The sequence below is a fragment of the Brevibacillus sp. NRS-1366 genome (assembly GCF_050467985.1).
In genome coordinates this window covers 1-23,256 of the sequence record NZ_JBITPN010000072.1, presented here as the reverse complement: position 1 = coordinate 23,256, position 23,256 = coordinate 1, and the positions used below count along the sequence as shown (strand labels likewise).

The 23,256-nt window shown below is 45.5% G+C and carries 17 protein-coding genes and 1 pseudogene; 2 read left to right on the top strand and 16 right to left on the bottom strand.

The features are described from left to right. The 4 genes and pseudogenes from ACIFQN_RS35545 to ACIFQN_RS35530 all read right to left on the bottom strand — a co-directional run. Positions 1 to 402: pseudogene (locus ACIFQN_RS35545) on the bottom strand (sugar-binding domain protein); the annotation flags it as partial. 163 nt (positions 403 to 565) lie between these two features. After that, the gene (locus ACIFQN_RS35540; RefSeq protein WP_429837758.1) at positions 566 to 3,808 is read right to left on the bottom strand and encodes an S-layer homology domain-containing protein; all 3,243 of its coding nucleotides are present in this window, start codon (positions 3,806 to 3,808) and stop codon (positions 566 to 568) included. 359 nt (positions 3,809 to 4,167) lie between these two features. After that, positions 4,168 to 5,382, bottom strand: a complete 1,215-nt coding sequence (locus tag ACIFQN_RS35535; RefSeq protein ID WP_429837757.1) for a TolC family protein — start codon at positions 5,380 to 5,382, stop codon at positions 4,168 to 4,170. Positions 5,383 to 5,599: 217 nt separating this feature from the next. Next, the gene (locus tag ACIFQN_RS35530) at positions 5,600 to 7,027 is read right to left on the bottom strand and encodes an RNA-guided endonuclease InsQ/TnpB family protein (protein ID WP_429837760.1); all 1,428 of its coding nucleotides are present in this window, start codon (positions 7,025 to 7,027) and stop codon (positions 5,600 to 5,602) included. A 227-nt stretch (positions 7,028 to 7,254) separates the two neighbouring features. On the opposite strand from ACIFQN_RS35530, the gene ACIFQN_RS35525 reads away from it, so the two are divergent. Together ACIFQN_RS35525 and ACIFQN_RS35520 are read left to right on the top strand one after the other, a co-directional pair. Beyond that, the gene (locus tag ACIFQN_RS35525) at positions 7,255 to 7,914 is read left to right on the top strand and encodes a YigZ family protein (protein WP_429837756.1); all 660 of its coding nucleotides are present in this window, start codon (positions 7,255 to 7,257) and stop codon (positions 7,912 to 7,914) included. 85 nt (positions 7,915 to 7,999) lie between these two features. Beyond that, positions 8,000 to 8,617 (top strand): hypothetical protein, encoded by a 618-nt coding sequence (locus ACIFQN_RS35520; RefSeq protein ID WP_429837755.1) that lies wholly within the window; start codon positions 8,000 to 8,002, stop codon positions 8,615 to 8,617. A 62-nt stretch (positions 8,618 to 8,679) separates the two neighbouring features. Here the strand turns inward: ACIFQN_RS35520 and ACIFQN_RS35515 are convergent, their stop codons facing one another. From ACIFQN_RS35515 to spoIID, 12 genes are all read right to left on the bottom strand, one after another. Beyond that, positions 8,680 to 13,326 carry an S-layer homology domain-containing protein gene (locus ACIFQN_RS35515; protein ID WP_429837754.1) on the bottom strand — a complete coding sequence of 1,549 codons (4,647 nt, stop codon included), beginning with the start codon at positions 13,324 to 13,326 and terminating at the stop codon, positions 8,680 to 8,682. A gap of 185 nt (positions 13,327 to 13,511) precedes the next feature. Next, positions 13,512 to 14,612, bottom strand: a complete 1,101-nt coding sequence (locus ACIFQN_RS35510) for a glycosyltransferase family 4 protein (protein ID WP_429837753.1) — start codon at positions 14,610 to 14,612, stop codon at positions 13,512 to 13,514. Positions 14,613 to 14,639: 27 nt separating this feature from the next. Continuing rightward, a complete protein-coding gene (locus tag ACIFQN_RS35505) occupies positions 14,640 to 15,377 on the bottom strand; it encodes a WecB/TagA/CpsF family glycosyltransferase (protein ID WP_429837752.1) in 738 nt (245 codons plus the stop codon). 70 nt (positions 15,378 to 15,447) lie between these two features. Further along, positions 15,448 to 15,906: a 3-hydroxyacyl-ACP dehydratase FabZ gene (gene fabZ, locus ACIFQN_RS35500; protein ID WP_429837751.1), complete on the bottom strand. Its 459-nt coding sequence runs from the start codon at positions 15,904 to 15,906 to the stop codon at positions 15,448 to 15,450. Between the two features lie 162 nt (positions 15,907 to 16,068). Continuing rightward, the gene (locus tag ACIFQN_RS35495) at positions 16,069 to 16,590 is read right to left on the bottom strand and encodes a CDP-alcohol phosphatidyltransferase family protein (protein WP_429837750.1); all 522 of its coding nucleotides are present in this window, start codon (positions 16,588 to 16,590) and stop codon (positions 16,069 to 16,071) included. Between the two features lie 146 nt (positions 16,591 to 16,736). Further along, positions 16,737 to 16,997, bottom strand: coding sequence for a DNA-directed RNA polymerase subunit beta (locus tag ACIFQN_RS35490; protein ID WP_429837749.1), 261 nt, complete (start codon positions 16,995 to 16,997; stop codon positions 16,737 to 16,739). A 28-nt stretch (positions 16,998 to 17,025) separates the two neighbouring features. Then, positions 17,026 to 17,859 carry a flagellar hook-basal body protein gene (locus ACIFQN_RS35485; protein WP_429837748.1) on the bottom strand — a complete coding sequence of 278 codons (834 nt, stop codon included), beginning with the start codon at positions 17,857 to 17,859 and terminating at the stop codon, positions 17,026 to 17,028. A gap of 16 nt (positions 17,860 to 17,875) precedes the next feature. Then, on the bottom strand, positions 17,876 to 18,841 hold the full coding sequence (locus tag ACIFQN_RS35480) for a flagellar hook-basal body protein (protein WP_429837747.1): 966 nt from the start codon (positions 18,839 to 18,841) through the stop codon (positions 17,876 to 17,878). A 6-nt stretch (positions 18,842 to 18,847) separates the two neighbouring features. Further along, positions 18,848 to 19,864, bottom strand: a complete 1,017-nt coding sequence (locus tag ACIFQN_RS35475; RefSeq protein WP_429837746.1) for a rod shape-determining protein — start codon at positions 19,862 to 19,864, stop codon at positions 18,848 to 18,850. 80 nt (positions 19,865 to 19,944) lie between these two features. Then, on the bottom strand, positions 19,945 to 20,229 hold the full coding sequence (gene spoIIID / locus ACIFQN_RS35470; protein WP_003388385.1) for a sporulation transcriptional regulator SpoIIID: 285 nt from the start codon (positions 20,227 to 20,229) through the stop codon (positions 19,945 to 19,947). Positions 20,230 to 21,086: 857 nt separating this feature from the next. Then, a complete protein-coding gene (locus ACIFQN_RS35465) occupies positions 21,087 to 21,818 on the bottom strand; it encodes a peptidoglycan DD-metalloendopeptidase family protein (protein ID WP_429837745.1) in 732 nt (243 codons plus the stop codon). A gap of 249 nt (positions 21,819 to 22,067) precedes the next feature. Next, positions 22,068 to 23,081, bottom strand: a complete 1,014-nt coding sequence (gene spoIID, locus ACIFQN_RS35460; RefSeq protein ID WP_429837744.1) for a stage II sporulation protein D — start codon at positions 23,079 to 23,081, stop codon at positions 22,068 to 22,070. Between the last annotated feature and the right edge of the window lie 175 nt (positions 23,082 to 23,256).

Sequence of the window (23,256 nt, the reverse complement as noted above, 5' to 3'; positions counted from 1 at the left end):
AATAGCACTTACCGATTCAACTTTCAATTCACCAGTAACTCCTGGAACTTCCGGATCTGTCGAAGGATCATAAGTAGCACCAGTTGCAGCATTTTTATAAACATTACCTTCGAAATCAGCTAATGTAACTTGTTTGAGTACATCAGCCATTTTGTCAGCCAATGCAATATCATATACATTTGCTGCTGTTCCATCGGACTGTACATACAAAATCTTGCTCAGATCGCTAAGAGCGTTAATTTCAGCACGAGCAGCTGCTTCGTTCGCCACAAAAGTCGGAATCGAATAATATTTATCAACGTTACCGCCGATGTAAAGACCTGCTTCTAATGCAAATGCAGATGTGGTCATGCTTGTAACAAGTGCAGTCGAAAGTACAGACAAGACTACCTTTTTATTCACGTACTACCCCTCCAATTAATCATTTGGTCTCTGTATAAATCTGCCAGAAGGTGTTTCACTTAATAGATTAAGTAGGAGCCGGAAAGCCCTTCTTGACTTTCCGGCCGATCCTATCAAAAACTATGCCAATGCTTCTACAGCATTAGAAATTCTTAACCGAAAATTAGAAGCTGAAAGTATATTCTTTAGTTTTGTCATCAGTAGAAGTAGCAATCAGCTTGATAGAATCGTAAGTTCCTTTGTCATACAAATCTTCAGTAACGAATTGGAAAGAACCGTCATCGTTAACTTCGATTTCACCGGTCTTGTCACCCAGTTTATATTCGAGTTTGTCGAGTTTCTGTGTGTCTACAGATCCAGCAGCACCTTTTACCACATATGCTACGCTGTTACTCAGAATTACTTTTTCTTCAGATGTTACTTTTTTAGTATTTACGATTGGATCAACTGGTCCTGGATTTTCAATTGGAGTTTGATCCAAGAACGCTTGAACAGCTTCATCTTTGATGTTGCGTTTCTTGATTTCATCTTTGTTGGATACGATCAGTACGTAGTCGAAACGAGTACCGCCGTTCTCTTTAGTGTCGATCATTACAACGTAGTCGTCTTCGTCTACTCCATCTACGCCTTTCAGATCATCCCATACGTCGATGAATGCTGTGGAAGCTTTTGTGTAGTATGGCTTTTTGTTGTAAGTGATTTTGTCTCCATCAACTTCTTCAACGTAGGCTACCATGATTCTGTCGATTCCAGCATCTTCAGCAGTTTTCTCGTCGATGATTTCTGGGTAACTCTTGTCACTGATGTAGTTGCCATTTACAACTTCGATTACATCGTCAACTTCAACTTCATTTTCGGAGTTGAGTGTGAATGCGATGAAATCTCCGCGTTTGATGCCTGCATCAACTTTCATGTCGTCAGCATCGCCATCGAGTTTGTATTCTTTTTCAACAACTTCATTGCCGTCTTTGGTTACTAACTTAACGGAGTCCTGTTTGCCAGAAGTGTTGTAGTCTTTAACCATACCGTAATGGACATCGCTGCCAAGACCGCTACCTTCTACTACGAAGATAGCGTCTACTTCGCCTTTATCTTCATTTACAGTATAGTAAACTTTCAGGTTGCTTTCGTCAGCGATAGATTTGAACTTCACTGTTCCAGCGTTTTTCAACTCAGGACGTCTCTCACCGCTAGTGATCTCACCAGTCATTTTGAAGATCGCAGTTTTGTCGGTTACTTCATAGTCGCCAACTACGTTGTCATCTTCATCTGCCAAGTCATCCCATGTTTGTCCGGAAGAAGCGATCAGTTCACGATCCAGGATCTTCGCTTTGTCCACTTCACCTTTGGAATTGTAGTTCAGTTCCAACAGAACTGTGCTGCCGTCTTTCTTAGGTGTGAGGATTTTTTCGATGTCACTTTCAGGTCTGCCGTTCTTATCGAAGTTTTTGCCATCTTTATCAACGATGTTTTTCTTATCCAGAGATACGTTCTCTTTTTTACCTTTTTGAGTCAATACTACGAAGTCATACGTATCTTTGCTGGAGTTGTAAACAGCTTGACGAGTAACGATTGCTTTTGGTTTGCGATCGTCGATAGCATCTTTTGTTTGAATGTGACGAACACGGCCAGAAGCATCCAAGAGAAGTTTTACTTCTTCTCCATCCAGGTTGCTGATCAGATCCAGGTTAGAGTCGTCGATTTTCTTAATGTCTTTGTTAGCGTCATCGGAGTAGGAAGCGTTTTTGTAAACTTTGTAAGTTTTGTCCCCAACAGTTACACGGATGTCTGTGCTGTTGCGGCTAACTACTTTGTCAACTTTACCTTCTACTGTTGTATTGGTAGCGAACACCAGGTATTTGTCTTCGTCGCCATCAGCATAGTAAATGCTGTAAACGTCGTTTTCTTTCAGGTCGCTAAATTTAGCTGGTTTACCATTGAGGAATACGATGAAGTCTTTTCCTTCGTCTTGGTCTTCCAGTTCGTTGTACTTGGAGTTATCCAGGTTCGTGATTTTTTTCTTGTCAGCATCGATTTTGCTGATAACTTTGGAACCGTATTTAACGCCTTTTACGTTCTTGTCGATCGTTTGGTCGTCAATAACGTGGATGTAAGCAATCTCGTTAGCATCATTCAGAACAACTTTAACACCGAAAGTATTGCTGTTGGCGTTATTGTCTTTCATGATTTTTTGCAGAGCATCGAGTGTATCGTTGAAACGAGTGAAGTTGTAAGTTACTTTTGTATCTTCTGTCAAGCGGTAGGATTTCTCGCTTGCATCCAGTTCCAATTTCAGATCAGCAATATCTTTTTTGGACAGATCTTTCAGTTTATCTTCATCGATTTCTTTACCTTTGTAATACAGTGTTGCTACGCGGTCCATAACAACTTCTTCGTCTTCGGAACCTTCCATCCAAACGATAACATTTTCTCTGTCATCTTTGATCCAAACTTGTACTTTTTGTCCATCGTATTCGTTAGGGTTGATGCCATCAGCTACTTTGTAAGTAGTGTTGCTACCCAGACCAGCATCTTTACCGGACAAAGTAACTTCGTTAGCTTTCAGTTTACCCAAACCGATAGCTGGTACGTTAGTTACGAGTGGCAAGTCATCGGAATCGTTACCTGTTTCGTGAGCCCAATCCATGTCACGTACAGTAACTTTCAGATATTTGGTCAAGAGAGTTTTGTCGGAAACTTGGAAACGGATGTCTGTACCGTATTCAACTTGCTCCATCAGGTCAACGCGAAGAGCGTTATCCAACATTTTGAATACATCGCCACGAACTGCTGCATTGTTAGGGTTAGCGATACCTTTTGCAATGTTCAGCTCAGAAGCTTTGGAGATCATGCTGTTTGGCCATACACCGTTAACGGATGGCGCATAACCCAGTGCACGAACGATCATAGTTACTGCTTCAGCATAAGTAACATTGTTTTGCGGTTTGAAAGATTTGTCCGGGAAACCTTTTACGATTTCTTCGCCGGAAGCTACGTTTACGAAACCAGCAAACCAATCGGCAGATTTAACGTCTGTATAAGTACTAGTGAATTGTGCCAGTTTCGCACCTTGCTCCAGTCCGCGAGCGCGAACGATCAAAGTAGCGAACTCTGCACGAGTGATGTTTTTCTCAATACCGTACTCGCCATTGCCATAACCTGCTACCAGGCCAAGAGCTTCCAGACGTTTTACGGTTTTCTCCATAGCAGCGTCCATTTTAGGAGCTGTAGTTGCATCTTCTGCTGCGAAAGCCATTGGAGCAACAGTAAGTGCGAGTGCACTAGCCAATACACTGTTAACGACCTTTTTCATAACCTTGTGTTCTCCTCCTCTAGTATAAACAAATTGTTCTTGGGGAATATTTGTTGTTAATCTATCTTTCTTTTTAAAGCCCGAATCCTGCAAGCGCGTGTCACCTCCTTTCGCAGGACAGCTTCGCTTTTTTGTGTTAAAAATCTCTAGTATATTCAGTATTGTGTAAAATGCAACAATCACTAGTGTAACACAACTGCTAGAATTCGTGAATCTTTTTTACACAATTCCCCGTTTTTCGTGTGACATCCTATTAAACGCCTGAGCTTCGCAAAAGTTGCGGTTCCTTCGAAAAAAAGTTTGTTTTTTTTCGAAGATCATATTCACTTGTATTATGTACGAAGTGACATCCGCCACAATTTGTATTATAGGGTACGTAGGGCGGACTGTCACCATTGAACCTTTTTCCAATTCCATTCAAAAGCTTACAAATCTTTCTTGAATCACGTTGCTTAGTTACCGAGGGATGTTTCGAAGTTTACAACAGCCAGGTTATAGGAAAGGATCGCTTTTTGGTATTGGTTCTCTCTGCTGGACAGCTCTTCTTCTGCCTGTACGACTTCGAGTGTAGTTGCAAGCCCGTTTTCAAAGCGCAGATTGGTCAAACGATAGCTTTCCGCAGCAGAGTCTTTCGCTTTCTTTTGAAAATCAATCGCTTCTCTTGCAGCATTCAGATTGAGATAAGCCTGTGCCACTTCTTTCGAGATAACGCGTTTTTGCTCTTCTATCGTCGCTTTAGCCTTTTCCACGTTGGTCCGTGCAATTTTACCTGGCAGACCGGAAACAATTGAATATTCACTGATGAGCTTCACGTTTAATTCCGCCAGATTCAATTCTTCCTGCACTTTTGTCATTTCGATACGCTTGGAAAGGGCTTGCGCTTGCGCCTGCTCCATTGTCATTGTGACCGGTGCAGTCTGCTTATTAGAAGAAGTAACCTTCCACTTTTTCGTCAGATCGGTGCCCAGGAAGTCATTCAGCTCCATAATCGCAATCTGGACACTGTTTTCTGCAGAGGTCAGAGCTGCTTGTGCGCCTGCTACGCCCATTTCTGCTTGCAGAACATCAGTTTTTGCTTTTGTTCCTACATCAAAAGCAGCTTTTGCTACTTTGAGCTGTGTTTCTGCACGAGACAAACTTTGTTTTTTCAACTGATAATCATCCTGAGCGAAAATCAGGTTATAAAAAGCATTTTGAGCACCCAGCTTAATTTTGCCTTCTGTCGCTGTTACGGCCAAAGCATTCAGCTTTTTCGTGAGTTCTCCTTGAGCGTTCCCAAGATGCTTTGCCTTTGCAGCCTCCAAAGATTCGATCATTTCAGCGGGCATATCTGCCGAAGTTTTGTAGGAAAGTTGTTGATTGTAATCCGCGTTCTTCGCGTCAAAACGAGCATTTACCAGCGTATTGTTTGTTTTGAGTGCTTGTTCAATTGCTTTTTCCAGTGTCAGCTCTTCTGCAGCCGTTGCAGCAGGTGCTGTAGAGCTCCCGGTTTCTGCTGCTACTTTATCTGGTGTTGCTTGTGTTTGTGCTGGTGCCGTTGCAGTGGTTTTCGCTTGTTCGGAGCCTGTATTTGCAGATGCAGTCAAGGTTCCTGCTCCAATCGCTGTAGTCAGCACAGCCGCCAAGCTGATCGTCATCCATTTCTTGTTTGCGTATGGAAAATTCACTTGTTTCCACTCCTTTAGAATGTATTGATTGTAAAACTTTTCACTACTTGAAATATTACAGTTTGTCCCAAAATCACTATATCACAGAGTGATGTTTCGCACACGAAAAATTAGTGTATTTCCAGTATTTTCATAAGGGATTTATATGCACTTTATCATATATGAATACTCCCACCACTAAATGTTAGTTGAAGCGGGGGTTTCTTATGTGTCATCCTTATCGGATGATTAACACAAGGGGAGTTGACACAGCGACAGCCAGCAGGCTATCCAACCCCTCTATTCCATTTGCAAAGGCATTTGGAACTTCTTTTCGTAAAATGTTGTACGCTCCATTTACATCCGCATTGATGAGTGTCCCTTTGGCGGAGCGATACATGCCACGATGAATCCGTTTCCCGGAAAACACCTTCTTGGTGTCGCCCTCCCCATAGGTGGGAGTATTATCGCCATCCAGAAAGCTTGCCTTCGACGTGTACGATTCCTCCCGTACAATAGTTTGGATTCCCAGATGTTTTGCTTTGTACGCAATCATCTGAATCAACAAGGTATGTGGAATGTGGCAAAACGACTGATTGTTTCGCTTTCCCATGTTGGATTCTCTCTTCCAGTGGGTGTTATGACCGATCACAATTGTACCGATTTTTTCTTGCAGGGCAATCTGGAGGATGTGATGGCTTGCCTTATGAAAAAAGTCCTTGATTTTCAGGAATCGCTTGCGATGCAGGCATTCTAAACGATGAGACGTTTTCTGCCCTTCGTTTGGCTTTTTACCTTGACGCAAGATGCCTAGATAATAGGCTTTCTGTTTGTTGTAATATTGATTGATCGACTTGACCGCCTTGCCCTTGACTAACGTAGGTGTTTTGCCTGTGTTCGTCACGATGGTTGCCAGGTTGTCGATGCCCAAATCAATCGCCATCACCCGATCCAAAGGATGTTCTTGCGGATGGCTTTCACAAGAGAAGACGCACTCCACCACGTATCCTCCATACGAAGGAATCACTCGCACCTGCATGAGCTTTCCCTTGGTAGAGCCTACTTTCCCAATATTCAAGCGATATTTGGTAAACGGAAGCTTGAGGTATTTCCCTTCTTTGATCACGCAATCCTGGTTGGTGAGGATCACTTCTTTTTGAAGCGAACGGGAATACTTTGGGATGTGTGGCTTTCCTGTGAAAGCCACAGGATTTTTCTGATACGCTTTACGTGAAGCAAAGAAGCCCTTCCAGTTTTGAAACACGCCCTTCATGATATTCTGACTGCTTTGGGTGGGTAACGAGCAATAGTTTTCTTGTCTCATTGCCTTAAACAGGGCATCCAAGAAAGAGTAACTCAACATTGGATTCTCCTTCGTTGGAAGTGAGAATACATTTGGCTTTACTTGTTTTCGTTGATCCGCAGATTTTAGAAGTTCTTTTATGACCTTCTTTTGATGAGCGAGCATTTGGGTTTCATTCATCTTGTCGATCCAGCAATGAAGCGTATCCAACACCTCTTGTTGAAGGGGTTGACACCCCTTGCCTTGTGTCAAAGCCGTATACGCCTGGCGGATGAAGAAGTTCGTCGTGTTGTACAGATTCTTGGCTTGTTGACACATTCCTTGAAAATAGTGAAACAGGCGATGTCCTGGCTTGATCCACATTTGGTACGTTCGATATCGTTTATCCTGTTGTTGCAACGTTTGGTTCACCCCCTTTCAATACCGCCATAACAGAACACTAGTTCCCCACCGTGCTTTCATTCTATAATTAAAAGGATAAAAAGAACAGCAATACTGCCTCATAGATTACTACGATTATGTGTCAAAAACATTTCAGGATTCGCCAACATTTCTTGCACATGCTATCCTTTTCTTGAGGTGAATGAACGATGCTTACGCAATACAAGACTGTAGCTGGATACGGCGAAGATACTATCGTCATCGAGCGCTCCCGATTCATCGGATATGCGCAGCGGGTAACAACCGAAGAAGAGGCCACTGCCTTTATTGCCATGATCAAAAAGAAGCATTGGGACGCTACCCATAACTGCTCCGCTTTTGTCATCGGCGAAAATGATCAAATCCAGCGCTCAAGTGATGATGGTGAGCCAAGCGGTACCGCAGGCAAGCCCATCCTCGAATGCATCAAGAAAAATGGAATCAAGGATACCGTTGTCGTCGTGACACGCTATTTTGGTGGAATCAAGCTGGGTGCTGGTGGTCTGGTTCGCGCTTATACAGCCGGGACGGTCACTGCGCTGAAGGCAGCCAAAATCGTGGTGCATACCCTGCATCAAACCATCTCAGTCAGTGTGGACTATACGTGGTGGGGCAAGGTGGAAAATGAGCTGCGCATTGGTGAATACCGAGTGAGCGGAACTGACTTCACAGACAAGGTAACCGCCCATGTGCAAATCCCAGAGGGAAAACAGGATGATTTCGTATCCAGAATGGTTGATTTGACCAATGGACAAGCCCAGATTGAATTGGGTGAAAAGAATTATGTTGAAGTTCCTGTGGAAGCGGTTGGGGATGATAGCGGGGAGTAATTTTACTTGATGAAGGACTTATCATGGTCTACGATATTCTTACTAGATCCTTTCTCTTATGTAAAGATGTGAGGGGTGTGAATTCGTGGGGAAAACGTTGGATGATCTGTTTGACATGCTGGTTGCGTTTTCGGATCGCGTGGACAGGCAGTTTGAGCAGATGGATCAGAGGTTTGACAAGATTGAGCAGCGCTTGGATCGGGTAGAAGAACGGTTGGACAAAATCGAGCAACGATTAGATCGAGTAGAAGAGCGCTTAGATGAACATGATAGTCGTTTTGATGCTCTGGAACAAAAATTCGAAAACCTAGAACAGAAATTTGAAAACCTAGAACAAAAATTCGAAAACCTAGAACAGAAATTCGAAAACCTTGAACAGAAATTCGAAAACCTAGAACAGAAATTCGAAAACCTAGAACAGAAATTCGAAAACCTAGAACAGAAATTCGAAAGCCTAGAACAACGGATGGATCGACAAGAAACACTTCTGTTCCGAGTAGAGGAAATGACAGCTGATCTGATTCAAAAGGTTGCCTATACCAACATTCGAATGGACGAGATGCAAGAGACTCTTCTCGATTTGAGCGCCAGAGAAACCCTCTCTTCCAAAACCCTCACGTTTCTAGACAGCAAAGTATGGGAGCATGAAAAGCAACTGTTTCTCATGCGTGAAAAACTGGAGACTTATGACAAAAAAAGCTGAAGAGGCGGATGACCTCTTCAGCTTTTCTTCTATTATATATGTGTTTCTTCGGGAGTAGTGAATTACTGTTTAGGAAGCTTTTTGAGTTGAACCATGACGCGGATGGTGATGACAGCCATGTCCGCCCGACTCAAGTTGGCATTTGGGTTAAACCTAAATGTCGGTTTCTTTGCCTCAGGATCATTCGGCTCACCATTCATGAGCTTCGCTTTTGAAACTGCTAGAACGGAAGATATCGCGTAATAACCTACATCTTTTCCATCTGTAAACATTTTAGCCAATGACATTTTTGAAGCTTCAGGCGTTCCCAGCTTCAAATTTAGTGCACGGGCAATCATGATAGCAGCTTCTTGGCGTGTCAATGAATCATCAGGACGGAAATATCCTGGCTCCTTGCCCCGAACGATACCCGCTCTAGCTGCAGTTTCAATGTACTTGTACTGATAATCCCATGTATCGCGTGATGGATAGACATCATTAAACGTGGGCTCCTGTGGTCTGCGTTGATCACTATCCAAATACGGACCGTCTCTCAAAGGAAGATCCATTGCCTTTACCAGCATGGTGGCAAATTCACCGCGTGTCATGTCTCGATTTGCCCCAAAGGTACTCGAATTGTAACTAGGCATGATACCCTTTGCATAGAGGGTTTCCATCGCATCCCGAGCATAATCGTGGGAAACGACATCATCGAAGGACTCTCTTGTCTTCATTACCATGAAATATCCGAAGCCAGGAAAAGGCACGGTAATTACCTTCTTGCCGGTATTGACGACACCGCCAATATTTCTCCAGCCATCTCCGTTATTGTAATAGACAGTAAGTGAGGTATTAGCCGCATTTACAATGGAGGTATCATACTGAATTGTAACGGTACCGACACGGCTAGGGACCAAGTTATTCTCGAAGCGATCTCTGAATTCGTTGCTGTCCCCTTCTTCATAATAAGGATCGCGTCCGCCTACCGCTTCCGTATCTCCAGCGTCAACGTAGAACAATGGGCTCGCGTAGTTGAAATTGCGTTCAAGAACGAGCTTAGACTTCATTCTTTCTCCAGGAATGTTCACTTGCCCCGTCGTCCGATCTGCAATACCGAAATACAACGGAACATCAACAAAAATGTCGCCGCTTGGGTTTTTCACTTCTTCCCCCGCCCGCTGGTCAGTTGGTGACAGGAGAACAGTCCCAGAAGGAAATTTCAGTTCAAACTGTTTGTCAAAGACACTAAACGAAACCTTTTTCCCTAGAACCTCACGATACTCAGCGCCGTCAACAGACGAATTCGCATTGTAAATCAATACCTGGTCATTATATTTTTCAGTTCCCACTTCTACAGTGTACTTGATTGTGTTTAAACCTTTCTTCAAGGGAACGGTTGCCTCAAAAACATAATAACTCTCTGGAATTGATTTGCCTAAATCATCGTCGTAATAAAAGTCGCGCTCTGTTGTATTCTTAACAACTGCTTGTGTTTTGCCGAACAACACTTTGGTCGCATTTTCAGCAAAGACTTTGATTGGTACCCTATTGCTGTTCACAATTATATACTGATCTGTCTCTCTTACTTTGACTGGAGAGAGCACTTCCCAGCTAGTGGACTTTTGACCAATCGAAATATCGTATCGAAGAATTGATCCACCTTCGTCTTCAGCTACGATTGTGTAGACCGTAGTCCCATTTTTCTTCAAATTCAGCGGGAAGAGGGATAATGTTTGTTCATGTCGATCCTGATCTTTCACTTCTTGTTGAATCTCTTCAATCAAATCACCGTAATTGGAAGACTTCATTCTCGCTTCAAATTTAGTCCTCGATTTCGGTTCAAAGTTGAATTCACTGAATTCACTTTGCAGCCCATCTGGAATTTCTCTGAGTGTATTCAAGTAATCCTGGTTCTTGTCTTGTAAATCCCAATCTCCGTCTTCATAACGGTAATCAACGATTCGTTTACCGCCTTTTTCAATGTACACCCGTACTGCATCATTCAATGAGAAACTGAAATTACTCAGAAAGTGAGCTCCAGTCTGATATGCACTGTCCGTCGGCTTCTTGGACAGCTCTACGCTCTTATTGTTTTGTGCTATCTCTAGTTTAATGTCTGAAATAGTCGGTGCCTTTGATGTTACGTATAGGATGTTATACGTAAAACTAACAGAAGGCTGGGTAGTCAGACGAACCACTAGCTCATGGCTGCCTTTTCCCTTTTTCTTTAGCAATTTTTCAATAGATGAACGAGCAATCGTGAAGGTGCCATTCTTACCTGGACTAATCTTTAATCCATCCATTTTATTGCCAGTATCCGGATCACTGTCATCTGTTTCCACAATGCCATAATTATTTACTGTAACTTCAATATTTGCAGATGCTCCATTTAACACATCGTAGTTGTATACCCTGCCGCTCAAGGTATAAATGTCGTCATCACTCTTGATTTGATAACCATCTTCAAAACTGCGTATCTGTCCTGTTCCGTCAATGTATGTCAATTGGACATACGGTGAATTCTGCACATTCAGCTGGTAACGGACTGTGGAACTGGAACTTACATGCTTGATAATCAGTTCTCCCGTACCGGACGGCAAGTTTGTCAGGTTGATCCGGAATTTTGAAGCTAAAAAATTTGAAAGTGTGTTTATCGTTGCACCTTCATAGGTTACTTCAAAATCACTTGCAGTCGGTGGAGTACCTGATCCTGCAGGATTATCCATGTTGATTATTCCTACATCGATATCCAATGTGGCACTATCCACAATGTTTACTTGATTTGGTTGAAGCGTCTTTGTGAGACCGTGGCTTACATACGTCACATTTCCAAATCGTGGGTTATTCTTATTTGTATAAGTAAACTCGTACTGATAATTATTTACTGGTACATACCCTGACTTTACCCAGAGGTTTGTCGTTGTATCGAGTGTTTCATATTGGTAGCTGAGCGATACGCGATAAGTCATCCCATCAGAAAAGCTAGGGGCTGGGCTCGTCGGGTTGATTACACTGGCAATATCGTATTCGGTAAAACCGCTTCCTTTGTCAGTAGGTGAGCCTGAATAGCCAATGGCCTTGATATCCCAAGACAGAGTCGAGTTTTTCTCCTTAACATCCACTTTAAAGTCACTAAAGCGTTGGGTGGTTGAAGCTGCAAATTGTACCAATGCTTTCCCACTAATTTTGAAGGATGTATTGGAAGGAGAGCTGTTCCCGGTAATCGTACCGACAATATCCGGCTTTAAAGGAATTTTATTCGTTGAATCAGCCGCATCTTCCAGGAATACATCATAAAACTGGTGGGCATTATCCCTGTCGGTTGTTACCACATGAATCTTGCGGTAAATGACACCGACTTTTTTGTTTTGGTTAAAGGCGGATATCTCCAAGTCGTTTTGACCGAGTTTGGACGGTAAATTGAGAGAGAAGGTTCCACTTTTCGTTACATTTCCGTTAACAGTATCACCTGTGGTTGAGTTCTTCACTTCTACAGTATTGGCATTCAGCGCTTTACCATCCATGCTTAACGTCAAACGGTTTTGAGATGGAATTGTGATCAATGTAACCGATGGGGTCAGCGGTGTACCGTTAATCGACAAGCCATCGATCATCGGTGTATTGTTGTATTGCACGTAAAATTGAAAGTGCTCACGGGTAATGCTTCCCATTTTCTCATAGAAGGTAATAACATTCATACCTGGCTCCAGAGAAATATCCGTAAAGGTGAATGTATTGTTGGACGTATTTACTGACGGAGCAGTACTGCTCAAGTCCTGAACATTCAGTCCGTTGTTCGTCGCGATCTTCAGACGCAGATTTGAGCCTGTTACCCCTGCTCCGTATACTCCGCGCAGAGTAATTTTTGACTCAGCGTGTAGAACTGCATTATTGAAGCTAGTCCCCTGACCAACATAGTCGGTTAGCGCAATGGGACTGTTGGAGCTTTGGAAATCGTAATAAAGATCCTGGTAGTGACCTGTATTGCGCGTGTAGAGACGAACCGTATTCAGTCCTGGCCGCAGATCAAACGGGCTCACATCAATACTCACACCGCTATTGTTTGCTTTTGGTGATGAACTCAATGTAAATGTTTGAATGATATTACCATTCAGGCTAACTTCAATAATGGGATTGACATCAATCGGATCATTATAGGAAATCTTCATCCCATTAATCACTCGAATGCTTTTCGTTACAATAGGGTTACTGCTTGTCCCGGTTTTTCCAGAGTTCTCTGGGTCTGGCTTAATCACATAGTTTAAACTGCCTGTTGAGGACGCTTTTTCGAACTTGTAAAACATAACCGCAGGAGCGTCGGTTCCCAATTGAACTTCTACTCTCGTCGGACTGTTGCTGACATCATCCAGTGTGAGCGTAGGCAAGGTAACCACCTTGCTGCTATCAAATGATGGGGGCGTAGTAAATGGAACGGTGGATCCATTTACTCTCACAGTAGGGATATTTCCAGCCAATGCTTTGCTGTTTGTTAGCTTAATTCCTGTTATCTCTCGACTTTTTACTAGCACCGGACTTGCATATTCGCCAAAATTATTGCTATCTGTACTGTTTTTCAGCACAGAACCCGGATTAACGATAGCTGTCCAATCTCCCATACTCAGGACTGGTGCAGCTGACGCGGGCAAAGCCGGTATCACACCGGTAACCAGCAACAACAATGTCAAAACAGCAGATAGCCAGCACCGCAATGAATGTTTCCATTTTTGCACTTTTTCATCACCTCTCCACATATTTCTGTTTCCATTCCTGTCCCTCCCCCTGTATGTATAAAGGGACCATTATCATCCACTTATTTTATCGGACAATTACCCTTTTCACTTAAGAGTTTCCTCCCAATTCATGGAGAAAAAAAGCCCCCATGTCACTTTTGTGACACAGAGGCTTTCCTCATCCGTTAATTCGTGCGCCGCTGCTGCTCGGCGTATTTGATTTTCAGTCGTCGATACGTATTGATCAACGGGCGGTGACGGCGGCTGACGAGGCCGACGATTTCGGTTCCTAGATGGATTCCGATCAAAAGGACTACCATTACGATGATCGTGGTCCATTTGGTCGTTTTCGTCAATAAGATTGCCATCGTACCGAAGAAAATGCTGATGGAGTAAATCGTGAGTACCGTAGCACGATGGGACAGGCCCATATTCAGCAAGCAGTGATGCAAATGCCCTTTGTCAGGGCTCGAGATCGGCTTCTTGTTTACAATGCGGCGCACGATCGCGAAGAACGTGTCCCAAAGCGGAACGCCCAGCACGACGATCGGGATAATAAAGGAAACGAACAACGCTTCTTTAAAGCCCATGATCGACAAAGCAGCCAGGTTAAAGCCTAAAAAGAGTGAACCGGTATCGCCCATGAACAGGCGGGCCGGATGAAAGTTGAAGTACAGAAAGCCGAGAATCGCTCCGAGGAGCACAAAACAGTACGTCGCGACTTTGTAATCTCCCATGAGCATGGCCACAACAGCCATTGTCCCTGCCGCAATCGCGGATACGCCTGCGGACAAGCCATCCAGACCGTCGATCAGGTTGACCGCATTGGTCACACCCACAATCCAGAACATCGTAATTGGAATCGCCAGCCAAAAGAGCCAGCCACTGCTAAAGTCAATACTGCCCATGTACGGGAGATTGACTACACCGATTTTTAGTCCAAACGGAATGACGACAATCGCAGTAGCAGCTAACTGTCCAAGCAGCTTCCATTTGGGAGACAACTGATATTTGTCATCCAGCATCCCCACCGTCATTACGATGGTGCTGCCCAGGAAAATTCCGAGCATTTCCGACATGCTTGAATAAGGAACGAACAAAAAGAATGCGACCAGATACCCCAGGTAAATCGCCAATCCGCCCATGCGAGGCATGATTCTGGTGTGTACCTTTCGCTGGTTCGGGGCGTCCACTGCCCCTACTTTTTCTGCCAGTTTTTTTACATACGGTGTTGCGACAAACGATATGATCAGCGAAGTCAAAAATCCGAGGATTAATGCAGACATCGACTGTTCTCCTCTCTACGGATGCATCTAGGAACGGCTACTCCATTTTTCTTTTAAAACGGTTGCAACAAACCGCGGAATAGCCAGCTGACGCTTCCAGCGAGAAGGCTCGGAAGCAAGTCGATAAAACCATTCCAAATGCAATTTCTGCCAAAACTCAGGAGCACGCTTTACTTTCCCGGCAATAACGTCAAAGCTGCCGCCCACTCCCATCATCAGCGAAGCATTCAATCGCTCGCGATGCCGTGCCATCCAATGCTCTTGTCGGGGTGCACCGAGTGCAACGAATAAAAGATGGGGCCTCGCCTCTGCGATCTCCTGCACGATCTGTTCATCTTCGTCCTCTTTGAAAAATCCATCGTGATATCCAACCAAGCGCGCTTTCGGATAACGAGCTGCCAGCTTATCAGCGGCCAATCGAATCACTTCCGGTTTGGCCCCGAGCAGATAGACTCTCCATTCGTGCTTGCCTGCCTCAGCCATAAGCGCTTCCACTAATTCGACGCCTGTCACACGCTCATGAATAGGCTGATTCGTCCATTTGGCTGCGTATACAATTCCAATCCCGTCTGGAACCACATAGGCTTGTTCCACAATAGAACGAAAGCCCTGATGCTCTCGCGCCATCATGACGATCTCGGGATTTGCGGTCACCACGTGGGTCTTTTGTCCGCTCTCAATCCGTTCGACCATATATGCGACTGTCTCGCGGAATCCACGAGTAGAAAATGGTACACCTAATATTGTTGCGACCTGTTTGGACAAATTTTTTCACCTTCAATACATAGTAGCCCAATAGTCATTTTACCCGAAAAGAAAGGCACATTCAAGATGATCATGAATGTGCCTTATCTCCTGCGGTTAGTGCAAACATCAAACCGCCCTCCGCTACCACTTTTCCATTTACCAATGCTTTCCCATGGCCTTTGCCGATAGAACCGCGAACACGAGTCAGCTCAACCTCCAAAGTCAGCGTATCACCGGGCTTTACCTGGTCTTTGAAGCGGAATTCATCAATCCCCGCAAATAGTCCGATTTTCCCTTGATGTTCCTCCATGCTGAGCATTGCTACCGCACCAACCTGCGCCAATGCTTCCACAATAAGGACGCCCGGCATGACCGGATACCCAGGAAAATGGCCCTGGAAAAATGGTTCGTTCACCGTTACGTTTTTGATTCCGACAGCCCTTTTGCCCAAATCCAGCTCGACGATTTTATCAATGAGTAAAAACGGGTACCGATGAGGAATGATTTCCTGAATTTGCATGATATCTAAAGGTGCCTTTATTTCCATGTTCAACACTCCATTTCCATACTTATCTAGACTTGTCCATGCATGAAGACCCTACTGTAAACTGAGAATAAGACAACTCCCGTCTTTCGGTAAGCGAGAGAATCGGGGTTAAGATAAAAGGGGCACTTCCTTCCCATGTCGGAAGTGCTCTTTTTCTGCTCTCTACGGGCGGTTTAACAAACGAAACTTCCCGAGATAGATCGCGCTCGTAATAAACGAGAATGCAATGACCGTCCAAAGAATCGCTTCGCTGTACTCATATCTATACATGACCAATGGGATAACTAAATACAAAAAAATAGTTGTCAATTTCCCATACGTATTGGCAGGTACTGTTTTCTTTCCTCGAAGGTGGTAAACAGCCCCTGTTACAATCATTGCCACATCTCGCACAAAGAAAAACAGGGCGGCCCACACGCTGATCCGCTCTGTCAAAAACAATGAGGCAATGACCGCCATCATCATTAATTTATCAGCCAGAGGATCCAACATGACACCAAGCGCGGTCACGAGCTTATGCTTCCGCGCGATGTACCCGTCCGCAATATCCGTAATCCCCGCCAAAACCAGAATGCCTAGTGCAATCTCCACATGATACGGGTTTTCAGTAAAAAAGACGTACAGGTACAAAGGGATGAGAACGATGCGAAAGATCGTAAGCAAATTAGGAAGATTCACGGCCATCCCTCCGTATTCAGATCGTCACTTCCTTTTTCAACCACTCGATCTATTATACCCTGTGGACAAACACCGCAACAAGTCCCCCAAAAAACAGGAAGCCCTAACCAATGGGCAGGGCCTTCTATCAAGACTGCTCGTTTCGTAAAAAATCAGGTTTCAGCAAACATCAAGTCCCACATATGTTTGTACGTACCCAAATCAAGCACTTCGGTAGCTGGCTTATGCCCGACCACACCGTAACCGATCATCAGACCAATGACTACTGAGAAAAATAGCAGGAGTGGGACCATCACGATCTTGGCTACGGTAATTCTCCAGTTCTTGCCGCTCCGTTCACGCACTTTCGTTTTCGCCTTAGCTTTTACCTCTTGGGTATCACGTGGGAAACGTTGTCCCTTCTCTCGTTCCATTCTTCTCTCCCCCGTCATGCCGTTTGGATTACCTGCTTCTCAGTGAATTAGCAATACCCATCATTTGATCGCTGATTCCGATCGCCCGCGAATTCAATTGATAAGCACGCTGGATATTCACCAATTGGGACATCTCCTCCGTCATGCTGACATTGGAGCCTTCCAATGCACCCTGGCGAAGAGTCGCGATTCCGGTATCAATTGCATTTTCATACTTGGTTGCCGGGTTTTCACCAGATGGCAACTCGGCATCAAACAAATTCTCTCCGACTTGCTGCAACTGATCAGGGTTGTCCACTTTCCACACCCCGATATTGCCGTACTCCATATCGTTCACGAGGAGTGCACCTTCAGGCGAGATCTGGATATTTTCAACAGGCTCAGGCAATACAATCGGAACCCCGTTATTGTCCGTCAAAATGTGCCCGGATGATGTATGCAGGACATAACCGCCCTCATCTTCGTTAAATTGGACTTTGAATGATCCATCTCGAGTCAGCCGGTTCTCTTCCTCAACAATCGTACCGTTTGCATCCTTGATTTTGTGAGTGACCAAGAAGTAGCCATCTCCCTCAATCATCACATCTGTCGGCACATCAGTCAGCTTGACATTTCCCTGACCCAGGTCCAGCTTCGTCAAACCGAGACGGGCACCACTGCCAATTCGTATTCCAACAGGCGTATTCCGATTTTGATTATCTACCGCTGGTTGTTCGTTCATCGAATCAAAGAGCAGCTCAGAAAACGAGGCTACCCGACGCTTGTACCCGACTGTATCGATGTTTGCCAAATTGTTGGCCGTGTTGTCCAGTGCCTGCTGAACCCCACGCATAGCTGAAGTGGAAATATGAAGCGACTGCATTCAGGCTACCTCCTTCTTAACCGTTTACCCGACCAAGTTCATTAGCGGCCTTTTCCAGCGTACCGTCGATCGTCGTGATGACGCGTTGGTTCGCTTCATAGGCACGCAAGACGCTCATCATGCTAGTCATCGTTTGCATCGGGTCTACATTGGAGCGTTCCCGCCAGCCCTGCTGGGTACCATAGCGCCCCATGATTGTAGGCGTAGTATACTCTCCGGCATCAAGTGCTGCCTGATCATTGGCTTCTGCAATGTCGATTGCTTCCACATCTGCATCACCTTCCCACCGGAAAACGTTGACTCCTTCACGGACGAGCTTCAACGGATCGGTAACCACACTGAGTGCCAGCCGCTGATGATTAGGCACTGACTGCAGTTCCCCGGAATCGTCCTTGTACAAAAGTTCCCCGAACTGATTGATCTGCAGACCCTGGCCTACGTTCACACCCGTTGCCGGATCATTGACCCGAATCGCCTGATTATCATTGTCCAGCACGTAATACCCGTCTGGCGTCACCAGATAACCGTCCGAATTGACGCTCCAGTTGCCATTTCGCGTGTACCGGATATCGTCAGGCTGCGCCGGCTGCCTCAAATCCTCGATGCGAGCCACACTATAAAACAGACGGCGTTCGTTGCCGTCCTGATCGGGCTGCAGGTTGTCCAATAGCGCCACATCGTACGGATTGCGGGTTTCTTCGATATCGCCCTGTGTAAACATCGGAATCGCCTCCGACATGTACACCCCGGAGGTTAATCGTCCGATCACCGTAGCCTGTCCACCCATGGAAGGCAAGCCCTGAATATCAGGTCCTTCCTTGTCGCGAATACGAGAGATCAATTGCTCTGGAAAAGAACGCATCACACCCACGTCCTGTTTGTATCCCGGTGTGTTGATGTTAGCCAGATTGTTCGCAAGCGCATCCTGCTTGTTCTGTAAGGCCAACATCCCTGATGCAGACGTATACAAGCCTCTGATCACGTCATTTTACCCCCTGAATAAACGCTTATTCCGGTGCGCTGGTACTTTGTCGAGGTAGTCCAGCATCATTCCTGTCCCTTTGGCTACGCACATCATTGGCTCGTCCGCTACCAGCACGGGAACTCTCAGTTCGTCTGCCAGTATTTGATCAATGCCGTGCAAGAGAGCGCCGCCGCCAGTCAGAAAAACACCCTTATCAATTATATCGGCAGAAAGCTCCGGAGGTGTTCGTTCTAAAACAGATTTTGAGGCTTGTACAATGGCACTCACCGACTCGGCCAGGGCTTCTTGGATTTCGCCCGATTGAATGGTAATTGTTTGCGGTAAACCGCTTACCATATCTCGACCGCGAATGTCCATTTCGTCCTGGCGCCCGCCGGAAACCGTTCCGATCTGAACCTTGATATCTTCAGCCGTACGCTCTCCAATCAGCAACTTGTATTTATTTTTTATGTACCGCATAATAGCCACATCAAATGTATCCCCTGCAATCTTGATGGAGGAGGACGTGACAATATCGCCCATCGACAGTACCGCTACGTCAGTTGTACCTCCACCAATATCGACTACCATGTTGCCGGACGGCTGAAAAATTTCCATGCCTGCGCCTACTGCAGCTACTTTCGGCTCTTCCTCAATGTATACTTCTCTAGCTCCTCCGCTACGCTCGGCAGCTTCACGAATTGCCTTTTGCTCAACAGAAGTGATATTGGTCGGGCAGCAAATCAATACACGTGGACGTGCAAACATGCTTTTCCCACCGATTTTGGTCAAAAAGTGTTTAAGCATCGCTTCCGTAATTTCAAAGTCCGCAATAACACCCTCTCGCAAAGGTCGGATCGCCACAATATTCCCCGGGGTGCGGCCCACCATTCGATGTGCTTCATGCCCCACAGCCAATACTTTCCTCGTATTACTGTCTATAGCCACGACAGATGGTTCATCTAGGACAATGCCCTTGCCTTTAACAAATACCAAGACATTCGCCGTCCCCAAGTCGATTCCGATATCTTTGCCAAACATGAAAGGTCCTCCCTGTTACCAGTTACATTTCTATCTAATATCATAGGCTCTTCTACGTGAGAGGACAAGGAAATTCTTTCTTATACACTTTCCTCCTGTTCTACACGTACTTTTTTACTGCGTCGTTTGTACTTTATCTTGGTTGCTTCTCCGCCACGGAGATGTCTGATGGCTTTGTGGTATTCCAGAATTTCCTTTACTTGGTTTGCCAACTCCGGATTTATCTCAGGCAGCCGCTCAGTCAAGTCCTTGTGCACTGTACTTTTAGAAACACCGAACTCTTTGGCGATCATCCGAACCGTATTTCTCGTCTCTACAATATATCGGCCGATTTTGATGGTCCGCTCTTTGATGTAGTCGTGCACGTCACTCGCCTCCTTGTATCTACATGTCTGATACAATATATGGGTGCGTAGGGACACATATTCTACGTTTCCAAGCCTGACAAGCCAGCACGGCCCCATCTTTTTTCAACAGTTTGTACCACACGGGGGGTGACCGTGGTGAGGAGAAGCCGATTTCCATTCTTCGCTCCGGTCTGCGTCCCGCAGGGATGCCTGTTTTGTCCGCTGCGCAATGATTCGCGGGGGAACGTAAAAGCAGTAGCCGCTACGGAGTTTATTCAGGGTTACGTTCCTGATTCCCGCAAATTCATTGCTCCGCTGAGCAGGACTCCGCCAGTCGCTCCGCCTGGAAATCGGCTTCTCCTTCGTAACGGTTGTGTTTCTGCGATCGGAAAAAGATTTGCAAGTTGCACAAAGAAGTTACTTCATGAGTGAGCTTTAGTGCCAAATGAAGTGCCGTATGCTTCAAAGCATTTCAAGAAGTCCTTGTGTCACTTCTTTAAATCTTTTTGAGAAAAACTACGGATACGCAGGAGAAGAATATTTCCAGGCGCAGCTCCTTGCGTAGTCCTGCTTAGCGGAGCGGACAGTCAATACTTCCTTGTTAGACGTAGCAGAGAGCGGAGAATGGAAATATTCTTCTCCCCACTAGAGACTGCTGCAAAAGTCGTCTTTTTAGAAAAACCAAAGATTTTAGGGGGTACAAATATGTCTCCCTTAACGCGAAACGAGCCTTAGAAGTGATCCTAGAGGCTCGTTTTTCTTTGACAATTAAGTTGTTCTGGAAAAGGTGGACTTTTGCAGTGCTCTCCCACTACGGCCCCTTTTTAACAAAAAAACACCTGCAAAAGTAATGGCCTTTACAGGTGCTTCATGGATTATTGATTTTTCACGTCAGTTTCTGGAGAAACCAGATACTGCTGTGGATTCACTGCTTTGTTGTCGACGAGGACTTCAAAGTGAAGGTGAATGCCGGCGTCTTTTTCATATTCATTGCGGCCAGCAGACCCGATGACTTGGCCTTGTGTTACTTCAGCACCCGGTTTTACCGTTACGTTTTCCAGGCTTTGATACACAGTGACCATTTTGTCTGTGTGCTCCACTTCCACTACATTGCCGACGAGTGGATCTTTTTCCACCTTAACTACCTTGCCAGCCAGAGCAGCAATGACATCAAAGCTTTTGCCATCGGTAGCCTTCAGGTCAATACCTGTGTGCGGATAGAAAGAGTCATTGTACTTAACCAGCGCTTTTTGCTGAATGTCTTTGGAGGCTTGCTCATCATAGAAGCTCATCCCCAAGTCATACTGCACACCTTTTCCGACAGGCCATGCAAGTGGTTGTACTGTGCTGGTCACGGGTACTGATGGATCTTCTTGCGGCGTTGTCTCAGGAGCCGATGGTGTTGTTACTGTCACGTCATCCTTGACATTCGTCAATTTGGATACCGTGTCCATGACACTTCCCTGATACCACATCACAAAAGCGAGAATGATTGCTGCGGTGCCGATGTAGATCGCGGGAAATGCCCACTTCTTACCTAATACTTTTTTCCAAGAACTTGACTTCTTGAATGGAATCGGTTGATTTTGATTCTTTTGATCTTCCATTTTATTCATCACCTCATCCCTCAGTATCGCCAGAATTTTGGCGTATAAACCTGAGAGAGTAGGGAAAAGTAAAAATTTGCTTACATTTTAAAAAGCTGTTCAAAAAGGAGGACAAACAGAGCCGAGAAGTTCAAGGCGCGGCAGCCCCGAGCAGCGCAGCGTAGGTGAGTCTACGTGAGCAGCGGAGGGGCAACGCAACGCGGAAATTCGACAGCTATGTTTCCCGGACTTTTTGAACCTCCTCTTAAACTAGACTTGCAAAATACGGGTGTAATCCTGCAAATGAACGCCCTGATAGAAATACTTGACGATCTGCTCCGCGTTCTTTCCGTTCTTGGCCATCCCGTTTGCTCCCCATTGACTCATGCCGACACCGTGACCATACCCTTTGGTTGTAATAAAAACCTGTTTGCCTCGCAGCTCCATGGTAAAGGAGGAAGAGTTCAGGTTTAGCTTTTCACGAAACTCACGTCCGGAAAACTCTTTGCCTCCGATACTAATTTTGGCTACACGATTGCCTGTCGTCGTCGATTCGATCCGATACCACGAGCCGTTGGTGGATGCCTCCTGCGCGAGCTTGACTCCTAAATCCTTTTCTAGCTCTGCGGTAGACTTGATCACGGTCTCTTCATAGCGGGGGGACTGAATATCCCACGGACTTGCCACGCTTTTTAAATAGGGGATCGACTTTTCCCAATACTCACCGGAGTTTTCCGTGAATCCGTTGCTGGTGGAAAAGAACGTGGCGTCAATCGGCTCACCGTTGTACGTAAGCACGACTCCTGCTGTAGCCTGAACCGCTTGCGTAATACGCTGGTTCTTCCATTCATACTGATCCTTCCAACGCTCGCGACGCTGATTCTCGTCCATGTAGACCTGGTGGCGGACCGTATCGAGAACTTGCCCTCCATCTGGCACATCATCGAATTTCCCCTCGTTTAGCCTGCGCACGATATACGTCCTTGCGGCGAGTGCTTGTGCCTTGAGCGCTTCCAGTTCAAACTCCGCAGGCATCTCGGCTGCTACGACGCCTGTAATATACTTTTCCAACGGTAATGTTTCCACCACCTTTTTCTCTGTGCGGTAGACTTTGATGGAAAGATTCGATAACTCCGGATTCACCTGGTTGTCCGGTACGGAAACAGGTACATGGGCTGGGCCCGCGCTATCCATGGCTGGTGCAAAAAAGTGGACGAGTGCAGCAGGTACCATTACGAGCAAGATCGGCAAAGCGACAATCCATATGAGTAGGTAGCGTTTCATGCAAGTGATCCTCCCCGCTTTGTACTAGACACTCCCATTTTATGATCTGCCAAAGAGGGGTAGAACGAGAGAATGAGAGAGAAGGGATTAGAAAACTTGGCTTTGCCAAGCCTTTTGGCGCAGGCAAGGCCGTAGTTGCGCTTATACTATCATCAGTGAACTACCCTCCACCTAC